This window comes from Clostridium sp. (assembly GCF_051278035.1).
In the GTDB taxonomy this organism is placed as follows: Bacteria; Bacillota; Clostridia; order Clostridiales; family Clostridiaceae; genus Clostridium_AD.
The window spans coordinates 1-13,324 of the sequence record NZ_JBNMNU010000120.1 but is presented as its reverse complement, the minus strand read 5'-3'; the positions used below and the strand labels follow the sequence as shown (position 1 = coordinate 13,324).

General features: G+C 33.6%; 12 protein-coding genes and 1 pseudogene. All 13 read left to right on the top strand.

The window, feature by feature from the left end; translation table 11 throughout:
* Positions 1-1,115, top strand: a 1,115-nt coding sequence (locus ACJAX4_RS16355) for a pyruvate carboxylase subunit B (protein WP_435790519.1), incomplete at its 5' end; no start/stop codon positions are given.
* Between the two features lie 27 nt (positions 1,116-1,142).
* Positions 1,143-1,454 carry an OadG family transporter subunit gene (locus tag ACJAX4_RS16350; RefSeq protein WP_435790518.1) on the top strand — a complete coding sequence of 104 codons (312 nt, stop codon included), beginning with the start codon at positions 1,143-1,145 and terminating at the stop codon, positions 1,452-1,454.
* 37 nt (positions 1,455-1,491) lie between these two features.
* Positions 1,492-1,848, top strand: a complete 357-nt coding sequence (locus ACJAX4_RS16345) for a biotin/lipoyl-containing protein (protein WP_435790517.1) — start codon at positions 1,492-1,494, stop codon at positions 1,846-1,848.
* 47 nt (positions 1,849-1,895) lie between these two features.
* Entirely contained in the window at positions 1,896-3,011 is a 1,116-nt protein-coding gene (locus ACJAX4_RS16340; protein WP_435790516.1) for a sodium ion-translocating decarboxylase subunit beta, read from the top strand.
* A 233-nt stretch (positions 3,012-3,244) separates the two neighbouring features.
* Entirely contained in the window at positions 3,245-4,288 is a 1,044-nt protein-coding gene (citC, locus tag ACJAX4_RS16335; protein WP_435790515.1) for a [citrate (pro-3S)-lyase] ligase, read from the top strand.
* Between the two features lie 371 nt (positions 4,289-4,659).
* Positions 4,660-5,622: a GntR family transcriptional regulator gene (locus ACJAX4_RS16330; protein WP_435790514.1), complete on the top strand. Its 963-nt coding sequence runs from the start codon at positions 4,660-4,662 to the stop codon at positions 5,620-5,622.
* 137 nt (positions 5,623-5,759) lie between these two features.
* Positions 5,760-7,688 carry an aconitate hydratase gene (locus tag ACJAX4_RS16325; RefSeq protein WP_435790513.1) on the top strand — a complete coding sequence of 643 codons (1,929 nt, stop codon included), beginning with the start codon at positions 5,760-5,762 and terminating at the stop codon, positions 7,686-7,688.
* A 69-nt stretch (positions 7,689-7,757) separates the two neighbouring features.
* On the top strand, positions 7,758-8,981 hold the full coding sequence (locus tag ACJAX4_RS16320; protein ID WP_435790512.1) for an NADP-dependent isocitrate dehydrogenase: 1,224 nt from the start codon (positions 7,758-7,760) through the stop codon (positions 8,979-8,981).
* A 176-nt stretch (positions 8,982-9,157) separates the two neighbouring features.
* The gene (locus ACJAX4_RS16315; protein WP_435790511.1) at positions 9,158-10,192 is read left to right on the top strand and encodes a homoserine dehydrogenase; all 1,035 of its coding nucleotides are present in this window, start codon (positions 9,158-9,160) and stop codon (positions 10,190-10,192) included.
* Positions 10,193-10,253: 61 nt separating this feature from the next.
* Positions 10,254-10,553 (top strand): citrate lyase acyl carrier protein, encoded by a 300-nt coding sequence (citD, locus tag ACJAX4_RS16310; protein ID WP_435790510.1) that lies wholly within the window; start codon positions 10,254-10,256, stop codon positions 10,551-10,553.
* On the top strand, positions 10,553-11,440 hold the full coding sequence (gene citE, locus ACJAX4_RS16305; protein ID WP_435790509.1) for a citrate (pro-3S)-lyase subunit beta: 888 nt from the start codon (positions 10,553-10,555) through the stop codon (positions 11,438-11,440). The genes citD and citE overlap by 1 nt, the downstream gene beginning before the upstream one ends.
* Position 11,441: 1 nt before the next feature.
* Positions 11,442-12,974 (top strand): citrate lyase subunit alpha, encoded by a 1,533-nt coding sequence (gene citF, locus ACJAX4_RS16300; protein WP_435790508.1) that lies wholly within the window; start codon positions 11,442-11,444, stop codon positions 12,972-12,974.
* Positions 12,975-13,225: 251 nt separating this feature from the next.
* Positions 13,226-13,318, top strand: a pseudogene (locus ACJAX4_RS16295) (LamB/YcsF family protein); the annotation flags it as partial.
* Positions 13,319-13,324: the final 6 nt, after the last annotated feature.

Genomic DNA, 13,324 nt, shown 5'->3' with positions numbered 1-13,324 from the left:
AAAATCTTCTAGGGTATAAGCACTATCCAGATGATATAGTAGAAAAATTTATAGAAAAGGCTGTAGAAAATGGTATAGATATTATTCGTGTATTTGATGCTCTAAATGATGTAAGAAATTTAGAAACGTCAATTAATGCTATTAAAAAAGCTGGAGCTCACTGCCAGTGCGCTATTTCCTACACAACAAGTAAAGTACATACAATAGAATATTATATTAAATTAATGGTAGAAATAGAGAATGCTGGGGCGGACTCGATATGCATAAAAGATATGGCAGGCATATTAACCCCTGATGCAGCCTATGAATTAATTAGTAAAGTGAAAAAAGAAATAAAAGTGCCTATAGAGCTTCACAGTCACTGTACTAGTGGAATTGCATCTATGACATACATGAAGGCAGTAGAAGCAGGCGTTGATATTATTGATACTGCTATATCGCCTTTTTCAGAAGGTACATCCCAACCATGCACAGAATCTTTGGCTGTAGTTTTTAAAGATGGGGAAAGAAATCCAGGATTAGATTTAAATGTGTTAGAGGAAGTAGCCGCATACTTTAAACCAATAAGACAAAAATACTTAGATAATGGAATATTAAATCCAAAAGTAATGGAAACAGAACCAAAGGCATTATTATATCAAGTGCCAGGTGGAATGCTTTCAAATCTTTTATCTCAATTAAAGTCACAAAATGCAGCAGACAAATATGAAGATGTACTAAAAGAAATCCCAAAAGTGCGTGAAGACTTAGGATATCCTCCACTAGTTACGCCACTTAGTCAAATGGTTGGTACGCAAGCCGTATTCAATGTTCTAGTAGGAGAAAGGTATAAAGTAATACCAAAAGAAATAAAAGAGTATGTAAAAGGACTTTATGGTAAATCACCTGCACCTATAAATGAAGATATAATAAAAAAAATTATAGGAAATGAAGAAGTGGTAACAGTAAGGCCAGCAGATTTATTAAAGCCAGGCTTTGAAAACGCAAAAGAAGAAATTGGAGAATTGGCAAAGAGTGATGAGGATGTACTAAGCTATGCCCTTTTTCCACAGGTAGCTAGAAAATTCTTAGAAGAAAAAAACATGGATTATAATTATATTGACGTATCATTTTAAATAATATACAAGTAAAGGGGTGTGAAAATGTTAGGAAATGAAGTTTCGATGTCCGAGGCTCTTAATGTTTCACTTGGATCTATAGTTTTAGTCTTTTCTCTTTTATTTCTTCTTGCATTGATACTAGGAACATTCAAGCATATTTTTAAAGAGAAGAAGGTCGAAGTTATTGAAGCGGTAAATAGCATTCAAGAAATAGTAACATCTAGAAATGAAGTTGAAATAACAAGCTTAGAAGAAGAGGATGATATAGTGGCTTGTATAGCAGCAACAATTGCAGCTAGTGATGGTAACAGGAATTCTAGAATTCATGTAAGAAGCATAAAGAGGATAAATTAGAATGAAAACTAGCTATGGAGAAGGGAGGAAGAAGATTATGGAAAAATATAAAATTAGTTTAAACGGAAAAGTTTATGAAGTAGAAGTAGAAAAATTAGAGATAGGAGCAGAGGCGCCAGTAAAAGAAGAAAAAGCTCAAGTTAATAGCACACCAAAGGTAGCAGAGGCGACGCCATCAGGTAGTGAAGACGTAACAGCACCTATTCCTGGTGGAATCTGGGAAGTAAAGGTGAAAGTTGGAGATTTAGTTAAAGCTGGGCAGGTATTAGTAGTTATAGAAGCCATGAAACTTGAAAATGAAATAGTATCACCAAAAGATGCAAAAGTAACGGCTGTAAATGTGACAAAGGGCGATACAGTAGCTTTAGGAGATAAATTAGTTTCTCTACAGTAGTTTTAGGAGGAAATCATTTATCTATAATAGAAAGGAGGCAGGATTAAATGGCGGATATGCTTCAAAGCATTATACAAGGATCTGGTTTTTTAGCGTTAACTTATAAGCATGTGATAATGATTGTAATAGCTTGTGTATTTATATATTTAGCTATCGAAAAAAAATATGAACCTTACTTATTAATACCAATAGCATTTGGTATGCTCATTGTAAATTTGCCTTTGGCAAACCTCATGACTGATGGAGGACTTCTTCATTATTTGTATCAAGGTGTAAATCTAGGGATATATCCACCATTAATATTTTTATGTGTTGGTGCAGGTACAGACTTTGGTCCACTTATTGCAAATCCCAAAAGTCTACTACTTGGAGCGGCAGCTCAAATCGGAATTTTCTTTGCATTTATAGGAGCCATATTACTCGGATTTATGGGGCCGGAGGCAGCGTCTATAGCAATTATAGGTGGAGCCGATGGACCAACTGCTATCTTTTTAACAGGTAAGTTAGCACCTCACCTTTTAGGTTCTGTAGCTGTAGTAGCTTACTCATATATGGCATTAGTTCCAGTTATACAACCACCAATAATTAGACTTTTAACTACAAAAGCTGAACGAGAAATTAAAATGGAACAATTACGACCAGTATCAAAGATTGAGAAGGTAGTGTTCCCAATAATTGTTACTATATTAGTCGTATTATTATTACCTTCATCAGCACCGTTAATTTGTATGTTGATGTTTGGAAACTTAATAAAAGAATCAGGAGTAGTACCAAATCTAGTTGTTACAGCAAGCAATTCTCTTTTATACATATTAACTATTTTCTTAGGACTCACAGTAGGAGCGAAAGCTAGTGCAGACGTATTTTTAACTGTAGGAACTATGAAAATATTGGTACTTGGACTTATGGCATTTGCTATAGGAACATCAAGTGGAGTACTGTTTGGTAAGTTAATGTGTAAATTAACTAATGGAAAAATCAATCCAATGATAGGAGCAGCGGGAGTTTCTGCAGTTCCAATGGCAGCAAGAGTTGTTCAAAAGGAAGGACAAAGGGCAAATCCTTCAAATTTCTTATTGATGCATGCTATGGGTCCAAATGTGGCAGGAGTAATCGGTTCAGCGGTGGCTGCAGGATTATTACTTAATTTGTTTGGTCATTAGAATGTTAATCATTGTTTAGTTGTAATACCTTGTTAAATTTTAAACCAAATACATACATAAAAGGTTAGCAGAATAATTTTGCTAACCTTTTATGTGTGTTTTTTAAAAAAAAGGATGGGTGATTTTATGATTAAATGATATAATAATAAGAAATATAGGATTATAGAGCCTTGCAGTCACTCGATTACAAGGTTATGCAATTAACTATAGCAACTTACATAAGGAGGGTTTTTATGTATGGATTTAACGTTGAGGGAATTAATCTAAGTGATGAAGATGAAGTAAAGGAAGTAAAAGATTTTCTGCAAATCTTCGAGTTACAACTTGACGATAACGTGGATTATACTATAGTTATTAGGAAAAATGAGGAGATTGTGGCCACTTGTTCTAAGTCACAAAACGTGTTTAAATGTTTTGCAGTTTCAGATGATTTAAGAGGCGAAGGGGTATCGGCTACATTAATGGGAGCTTTGTCGTATAAGCTTTTTGAGGAAGGAATTTATCATAGTTTTATATTTACTAAGATAGAAAACATAAACATGTTCACGTCTCTCGGGTACGAACTTATACATCAAGTAGAAAAGGTAGCTTTGCTTGAGAGTGGAATATATGATATAAGAAAATATTTAGCGGATATGAAAAAGGAATATAATTTAGATGAATTTACTGAAAAAACAGCAATAGTTATGAATTGTAATCCCTTCACTTTAGGACATAGATATTTAATAGAAGAGGCAGCTAGTCAAAATAAAGAGATACTGGTATTTATAGTTGAAGAGGATAAATCTTCATTCCCGTTTATTTATAGATACGCCATGGTTAAAGAAGGCGTGTCACATTTACATAATGTACGGGTAATTAAAGGTGGAGAATACATAATTTCACGAGCTACCTTTCCATCCTATTTTCTAAGAAAAGAAGATGAAATACTAAAGGCATATACTACATTAGATGCATCAATTTTCGGAAAATATTTTTGTGAAACTTTAAATATAACCAAAAGATTTATAGGTGAAGAACCCTATTGCAAGGTTACAAGAGCTTATAATGATGCTTTAAAAGAAATACTATCTGTTTATGGAATAGAAGTTATAGAAGTAAAAAGAAAAGCTTATATGGAGGAGGTTATAAGTGCTTCAAAGGTTAGAAAATTAATCAAGGGAGGACAAATATCTATTATTAAGAATATAGTCCCTAGTTCAACATGGACATTCCTAAATAGCACAGTAGGAAAGGAGATAATGGAGAAAATAAGGTTAAGCGATTCTCCGCATTAAATGATATATATATATGCAGAAGGTAAAAGATAATAACACATAGGGAAAAGAATGTTCTATACTTAAAAATCTCCCTTTAACTTGGCGGATAAATTATAAAGCTGAGTTTCATATTCCTTTGCAACGCTCCTATTCCATAAGAATGGAATAGGAGCGTTGCTTTTTTGGTTAAATATTGAAATTAATAATATAATATTTAAAATATTATGAATTATAAGGATAATGTAGATAATGATGGGTTAATCAAGCTACAACTATAAAAACAACACTAAATACTCATAAAACAGCTCTTGAAATGGACTAGTCCATATGGTACAGTGTGAATGTAATGGTTTACTCCATTGATTCAATATGAGTTGGGAGGGGTTTTTATGAACATTGAAATAGATAAAACGAGTGGAGTACTACTTTATATTCAAATTAAAAGACAGATCATGGATGCAATAAAAAAAGGCAATATTAAAGTTGGAACAAAATTACCTACAGAAAGAGAGTTAGCTGATAGGTTGAACGTAAGCAGAAATACTATAAGTACTGCATATAAGGACTTGGAACAAGATGGATCTTTGAAATCATATCAAGGGAAGGGAACTTTCGTAGTTGAAGAGGCTATTTCTTGGAAGAGTCTAGATGTCAAAAGAAGGATAATAAAATTTGTTGATCTAGGACTAGAAGAGGCGCTACAAATTGGAATGAGACCGGAAGAATTTTTAGACTTAGTAAAACAAAGAGTAGATGAACAAATACAAATGATGAATAAAATGGTAGCAATATTTGTAGAATGTAATATAGAACAAGCTAAAATGTTTAGTGAGCAACTTAGTAAGAATAGTTATATGAATATAATGTATTTGACTATAAATGAATTAGAAATTATGGACAACGTTACCAAAGACAAAATTAAAAGGGCCGAGTTTATTATAACCACCTTCAATCACGTTAATGAAGTTGCAGATTTAACTCTTGGACTTAATAAAGAAATTTTAGGAGTTGCTATAACTCCTAATTTAGAACCAATCGTTAAGATTGCTAGATATGGTGTGAATACAAAGTTTTCATTTATATGTATCTCTGAACAATTCATGTTCAAAGTACAAAACGTTTTAGAAAAAGCAGGATTATCTGAATTTGATATAAAGTACTATAATACTATTGATGCTAATGAAGTTAAAGATATAATTGAAAATTCAGATGTTATTATAGTATCCCCAGGTAGATATAAAGATGTTGAAAGTGAAAATTCCAGCAATAAGGAAATAATAGAATTCTTGTATAGACTAGATGATGGCTCTGTAAAAGCGCTTATGTTAAAGATTATCGAGAAAAATTTATAATTTAATGTATTCTAATAAATTATTTAGGAGTCTATTTAAAAAAGGTGAAAATGACATTGATTTTATATACTAGTTATTTTGCGTATTGAATAGGCACTAAATGTTTATCTTAAAATAGAAAATAAGGGGGAATTAAAATGTCAGGAACAATTACAGAAAAAATATTGAAAAAACATATCGCAGAGGGAGTTACACCTAAAGCAGGTGATGAAATAGCTCTAAAAATTGATAATACATTGACACAGGATGCAACAGGTACAATGGCGTACTTACAATTTGAAGCTATTGGACTCCAGCGTATAAGAACTGAACTGAGTGTGAGTTTTGTGGATCATAACACATTGCAGACTGACTTTAAAAATGCCGATGATCACCGTTATTTGCAATCTGTTGCAGGAAAATATGGGATTTACTTCTCAAGACCTGGAAACGGTATCTGTCATCAGATTTTCCTCGAAAGATTTGCACGTCCAGGAAAAACATTAATTGGTTCAGATAGTCATACACCAACAGCAGGTGGAATTGGATGCTTTGCAATTGGTGCAGGCGGTCTTGATGTCGCTGTTTCAATGGCAGGTGAAGCTTTTAGACTTAAATATCCTAGAGTTTGCGGTGTTAAGCTAACTGGAAAACTTTCGGAATGGGTTTCTGCAAAGGATGTAATTCTTGAAGTATTACGCCGCATAGATGTTAAAGGCAATGTTGGTAAAGTATTAGAATTCTGTGGACCTGGTGTCAAAAATTTAAGTGTTCCTGATCGTGCAACTATTACAAATATGGGAACGGAAACTGGATGTACTACAAGTATTTTCCCTAGTGATGAAATCACAAAGAAATTTTTAAAAGCTCAGGGAAGGGAAGATCAATGGGGTGAACTTATTCCTGACGAAAATGCTAAGTATGATGAAATTATGGAGATTAATCTAAGTGAAGTAGAGCCGATGGTAGCTCTTCCTCATAGCCCAGGAAAAGTTAAGACAGTGGCAGAACTAGCAGGACTCAAAGTTGATCAAGTAGCTATAGGTTCTTGTACAAATTCATCATTAAGAGATCTTACGATTGTAGCAAAAGCTATACACGGTAAAACAGTTTCAGAGAAGCTGCATATGACCATTAGTGCAGGTTCAAGGCAGGTTGTTGAGCATCTAATTGAAAGTGGAAATATGACACAACTTGTTAAATCGGGTTCTAGAATGCTTGAAAACACCTGTGGACCATGTATCGGAATGGGGAGTGCTCCTTGCTCTAAGGGTGTTTCTGTAAGAACCTTTAATAGAAACTTTGAAGGAAGAAGCGGTACAAAAGATGCCACAACTTATTTGGTAAGTCCTGAAACAGCTGTTGCAACAGCAATTACAGGAGTACTTACTGATCCAAGAACACTCGGAAAATGTCCAAACCTTGATATGCCAGATAAATTTTTAATTAATGATAATATGATTATTAAGCCACTTACAGTTGAAAAGGCAAAAGAAGTTGTGGTTCAGTTTGGTCCTAATATTGCACCTCTACCAAATTTTCCAGAACTGTCAGATGTACTTACTGGAGATGTACTTGCTAAATTTGAAGACAATATCACGACAGATGATATAATGCCTGCAGGTGCTAAAATACTTCCTTTAAGAAGTAATGTACCTGAGATATCAAAATACGTTTTTGAAGCACTTGATAGTGAGTTCTATAAAAATGCTAAGGAAAAGCAGGGCGGATTTATTATTGCTGGTGACAATTATGGACAGGGTTCAAGCCGTGAACATGCAGCACTTGCACCAAAATATCTAGGAGTTAAAGCAGTTATAGTAAAATCATTTGCACGTATTCACCTTGCAAACCTAATTAACTTTGGAATAGTACCACTTACATTTAAAAACCCAGAGGATTATGACAAGATAGATAAGGGCGATGAGCTTTCAGTTACTATTGGTGATTTAAAAGGCGAAGCTAAATTAAGAAATGTAACTAAAAATATAGATATTGAGGTTGTTCATACACTTTCAGAATTTGATGCAGAAATCTTAAAAGTTGGTGGCAAACTATCTTGGATTAAAACAAAGATTGTTTACTAAAAGTAAAAATTATCATAATAATTAAAAGTTATTTATAAGATTTTTAAATTTGAAGGAGGAAATATAATTATGAATAAAAAGATTGAGATGACAGTTCCACTTGTAGAGATGGATGGGGATGAAATGACCCGTATCCTTTGGAAAATGATTAAGGATACACTTCTTTTGCCTTATGTAAACCTTAAAACTGAGTATTATGACCTTGGTATGAAAGAAAGAGATAAAACAGATGATAAGGTTACAATTGATTCTGCTAATGCAATTAAGAAGTATGGTGTTGGTGTCAAATGTGCAACAATTACTCCTAATTCAGATAGAGTAGTGGAGTATGATTTAAAACAGATGTGGAAAAGTCCAAATGGGACAATAAGATCTATTCTTGATGGAACAGTTTTCCGTGCACCGATTGTAGTAAACACAATTAGTCCTTATGTTAAGACATGGAAGAAACCAATCACTATTGCTAGACATGCATATGGAGATGTTTATAAAAACGTAGAATATAAAGCAGAAGGACCAGGAAAAGCAGATCTTGTATTTACTAACAATGAAGGTAAGGAAATTTTCAGAGAGTGTATTCATGAGTTTGAAGGCAAAGGCGTAGTAATGACAATGCATAATCTTGATAAATCTATTGAAAGTTTTGCAAAATCTTGCTTTAACTATGCACTTGACAAGAATATAGATCTTTGGTTTTCTTCAAAGGATACAATTTCTAAAATTTACGACGCTAATTTTAGGGAGATATTCCAAAGTACATTTGATAAATCATATGCAGATAAGTTCAAGGAAGCTGGGATAACTTATTTTTATACATTAATAGATGATGTAGTTGCTCGTATTGTAAAGGCTGAAGGAGGAATGCTTTGGGCATGCAAAAACTATGATGGTGATGTTATGTCAGATTTAGTTGCTTCTGCTTTTGGAAGTCTTGCTATGATGACATCAGTACTTGTTTCTCCGGATGGATTCTTTGAATATGAAGCTTCTCATGGTACAGTACAAAAACATTATTATAAACATTTAAAGGGAGAGGAAACCTCAACAAATCCAATGGCTACAATTTTTGCTTGGACAGGAGCGCTTAAAAAACGTGGAGAACTTGATGGCAATTTAGAACTTGTCAATTTTTCAGACAAGCTAGAAACTGCATGTATCGAGACAATTGACCAGGGCATTATCACAAAGGATTTAGATCAGTTATCAGAAGCAGCTAATAAGAATGTTGTTAATTCTGAGGAATGGTTAAGTCTAACTGCAAGACATCTTGAGATTCTACTTGCACAGAAATAATAAGAATTGATTAACTGTTTATATTAAAAGGTAGTAACTTACCTGGTGTTCCGAGTGCAAAGTTGCACTCGAAACACCAATCTTTTAAAATAGACAATTATATATATAATGGAGAACATGATGTGAAAAAATTGATAATATAATAAATACTTTGCGAAGTAAAAGGAGTAATGTTTGTGAGAGTTGCTATCATTGGCTATGGGAAAGTTGGAAGAGCGTTTGTACAGTTAATTAATGATAAAATGGATTATTTACGCAAGGAAGGGCTTCAAATTCAGATAAATTACATAATTGGTCGGAATGGTGGCGTATATAACTCAGAAGGAATTAATCTTTACGATTTTACTGAATTTACATCAAAACAAATAGATATTACAAATTATCCCGAAGGAGGGAATAAAGAGGTTTGCTTTGAAAAAATGCTTCAAAATAGAGATGTAGATGTTGTTATAGAATTGACACCTACCAATAAAGAAACAGGTGAGCCTGGAATGACCTATATTAGAAAATCACTTGAATGTGGTATAAACGTTGTTACTGCCAATAAAGGCCCGATTCTCTTGGCATATAAAGAGTTAAAAGACATAGCGGTTAAAAATGAAGTGCAATTAGGGATTGGGTGTACTACCGGAGGGGCGTTACCGTCTATTAATGCAGGTATGATGGATCTTGCGGGTGCTGATATTATTTCAATTGAAGGAGTACTCAACGGAACGACAAATTTTATTATAAACGAGATGGAGAATAAGGTCATCACTTACCAGGAAGCTTTAAAAAAGGCCCAACAACTAGGAATTGCAGAAACCAATCCTGAATTGGACGTTGAAGGATGGGATACCGCTACGAAACTTACAATTCTTACAAATGTACTGATGAATGAAGAAAAGTTGCTTTCGGATATTTCAGTTGAAGGAATTACAAAAATTACACCTGTGGAAGTTGCAAAGTGTCTTGAAGAAGGGAATAAGTACAAGCTAGTTGGTAAAACAGTAAAAGAAAATGGGGAAATACAAATGACTGTAAAGCTTGAAAAATTAGATTCTTCGCATCCTCTTTATGTAGTGGATGGGAAAAACAAAGCTGTGCGTTATGTATCTGATGTTTTAGGTGATTTAACGATTATTGGAGGCGCTTCTGGAGTTATACCGGCTAGTGCATCAGTTTTAAGGGATTTGATTAATATTAGCAGAGGATATAGGTTTTGTAGATAATTTTTATCGATAATAAGAAGCTAAAATTGAGTAGTTAGAATATTAAGCGGAGGTGAAGGTAATGAAAATTATCAAGGAGGCAATAGCTGGGACGCTAGAATCATGTGATATCCAGATAATGCTCGTATCAAATAAAAATGCAGGAATAGAAATTAATCTTAAAAGTAGTGTAGAAAAGCAATTTGGAAAACAAATTAGAAAAGTTATTACCGAAGTGCTTACAAAAATGGAAATAGAGAATGTTAAATTAGTTGCTGTAGATAAAGGCGCATTAGATTGTACAATCAAAGCAAGAGTGCAGTGTGCTGTTTGTAGAGCTTGCGGGATTAAACAGCAGTATGATTGGGAGGTAATTGAATAATGGAACGTTTAAGAAGAACTATGATGTTTGTTCCAGGAAACAATCCTGGAATGCTAAGGGATGCATGTCTTTATGGAGCAGATTCTTTAATGTTTGACCTTGAGGATGCAGTTGCAATTACTGAAAAAGATGCAGCCAGATTTTTAGTTTACAATGCTATAAAGACAGTTGATTACGGTGATACAGAAATAGTTGTTAGAATTAATGCACTTGACAACCCATTTGGAAGAGCGGATATTGAAGCTGTTGTAAGGGCAGGTGTAGATGTAATAAGATTGCCAAAAACAGAAACAAAAGAAGATATACTTGCTGTTGAAGCAGTTATTGAAGAGGTAGAAAGAAAAATTGGAAGAGAAATAGGAAGCACAAAAATGATGGCAGCTGTTGAAAGTGCTATCGGAGTAATAAATGCTTATTCTATTGCAACATCAAGCAAAAGGCTCGTTGGTATTGCACTGGGTGCAGAAGATTACGTAACAAACCTTAAAACAAAACGGTATGCTGATGGTATGGAACTCATGTTAGCAAGAAGTCAAATTGTTATTGCAGCAAGAGCAGCAGGAATTTATGCATTAGACACTGTTTATTCAAATGTTGAAAATATGGAAGGATTTATTAGAGAATTGAAACTTATAAAACAACTTGGATTTGACGGCAAGTCAGTTATTAATCCAAAACAAATTAAGCCAGTTCATGATATTTATTCACCAACAGCATTGGAAATAAAAAAATCAGTTGATATTTGTAGAGCGTCTAGCGAAGCAAAGAAACAAGGACTTGGAGTTATATCTTTAAATGGAAAGATGATTGATAAACCTATTATAGAGAGAGCAGAGAGGTTAGTACAATTGGCCATAGCTGTAGGTTTGTACAAGGAGGAGATATAAGATGAAGAATAGTATAGGAAGAAATATTCCCCAAAATGCAATTAAAGATATGAAGCTATATCAAGACGAATTTGACATGGATTGCGGCATAGTAAAGGTTGCACCTGAAGTAAAGCCAGTTATGCCAGGTGAGGACAAGATGTTAAACAATATTAAAGAAGCTATTGTTAAGTGTGGATTAAAAGATGGAATGACTATTTCATTTCATCATCATTTCAGAGAAGGCGACTATATTTTAAATATGGTAGTAGATACGATTGCGAGTCTTGGAATAAAAAATTTAACATTAGCATCTAGTTCCCTTAGTAATGTACACAAGGCTATACTTAAACATATTAAAAGTGGAGTAATATCAAAAATTACCACTAGCGGTTTAAGAGGGGAACTCGGAGAAGAAATTTCTAATGGATTAATGAATGAACCAGTAATTATTAGATCACATGGTGGACGTGCAAGAGCAATAGAAGCCGGTGATATAAAGATAGATGTAGCATTTTTAGGTGCACCTTCCTCGGATGTTTATGGTAATGCAAGTGGATCAAGAGGAGTTGCAAATTGTGGATCACTCGGTTATGCAAAGATGGATGCGCTATATGCAGATAAGGTAGTTATCATTACAGATTGTTTAGTTGATTTTCCTAATGTTCCTGCAAGTTTTTCACAAACTAATGTTGATTATGTAGTCAAAGTGGATAAAATAGGCGACCCATCTGGAATAGCATCTGGTGCCACAAGATATACTAAAAATCCAAAAGAACTATTAATTGCAGAATATGCAAGCAAAGTTATAGTAGAATCAGGATACTTTAAAGAAGGATTCTCTTTTCAAACAGGTACAGGAGGAGCAACACTCGCTGTAAGTAGATTCATAAAAACAGAAATGTTAAAGACAGGCATTAAGGCAAGCTTTGCACTCGGTGGAATAACTAAACCAATGGTTGAAATGCATGAAGAAGGTTTAATAAAACATATTTTTGATGTACAAGGTTTTGATTTGAGTGCAGTTGAGTCAATATATAAAAATCCAAATCATCATGAGATAGATTCATCCTTTTATGCAAATCCTCATAATAAGGGATGTATAGCAAATAAACTGGATGTAGTGGTTTTATCAGCACTTGAAATAGATACTGATTTTAATGTAAATGTAATGACTGGTTCAGATGGAGTTTTAAGAGGAGCATCAGGTGGACACTCAGATACAGCAGCTTGTGCAAAAATGACTGTTATTGTATCTCCTCTAATTCGTGGAAGAATACCTTGCGTTGTTGACTCAGTTAATACAGTTATTACTCCTGGCGCGAGTATTGATGTTTTAGTTACCGAAATAGGTATTGCAATAAATCCTAAAAGAGTAGATTTAATAGAAAAATTTAAACATGTAAATGTTCCAGTTTATACAATTGAAGATTTAAAGAAAAAAGTTGAATCTATTGTAGGAGTTCCTGATAAGATTGAATATGACGAAAAGGTAATTGCAATAGTTGAATACAGAGATGGAAGCATTCTTGATGTAATAAGAAAAGTAAAATAATGAATATTTAGTAAGAAATAGAATTTTCACAACAGGGACGGTTAACAAAAATATATCTTTGTTAACATTCCCTTTAAAAACAAAGAAGTTTAAAGGCTAATAGTATTTTTCAACAACTATGTAAAGGTTTACTGTATGTATTTTATAGGCAAGGCAACCTGCTAATTATTATTTAGAAAACTATAAATAATTAGTGGCTATTTAAAGATTTGACACCATTAATTAATTAATTAATAAAGGGGAAATGTAGTATGAAAAACATTATTGACTTAAATAGTGATTTAGGAGAAAGTTTCGGCTCCTACAAAATCGGACTTGATGAAGAAGTGCTTAAAATTGTATCATAAGCT

Coding starts and splice junctions, on each gene's coding strand:
- ACJAX4_RS16325 (WP_435790513.1), top strand. CDS start 5,760: ATGTCAGGAACAATTACAGAAAAAATATTGAAAAAACATATCGCAGAG.
- ACJAX4_RS16345 (WP_435790517.1), top strand. CDS start 1,492: ATGGAAAAATATAAAATTAGTTTAAACGGAAAAGTTTATGAAGTAGAA.
- ACJAX4_RS16320 (WP_435790512.1), top strand. CDS start 7,758: ATGAATAAAAAGATTGAGATGACAGTTCCACTTGTAGAGATGGATGGG.
- ACJAX4_RS16350 (WP_435790518.1), top strand. CDS start 1,143: ATGTTAGGAAATGAAGTTTCGATGTCCGAGGCTCTTAATGTTTCACTT.
- ACJAX4_RS16340 (WP_435790516.1), top strand. CDS start 1,896: ATGGCGGATATGCTTCAAAGCATTATACAAGGATCTGGTTTTTTAGCG.
- citE (WP_435790509.1), top strand. CDS start 10,553: ATGGAACGTTTAAGAAGAACTATGATGTTTGTTCCAGGAAACAATCCT.
- citC (WP_435790515.1), top strand. CDS start 3,245: ATGTATGGATTTAACGTTGAGGGAATTAATCTAAGTGATGAAGATGAA.
- citD (WP_435790510.1), top strand. CDS start 10,254: ATGAAAATTATCAAGGAGGCAATAGCTGGGACGCTAGAATCATGTGAT.
- ACJAX4_RS16330 (WP_435790514.1), top strand. CDS start 4,660: ATGAACATTGAAATAGATAAAACGAGTGGAGTACTACTTTATATTCAA.
- citF (WP_435790508.1), top strand. CDS start 11,442: ATGAAGAATAGTATAGGAAGAAATATTCCCCAAAATGCAATTAAAGAT.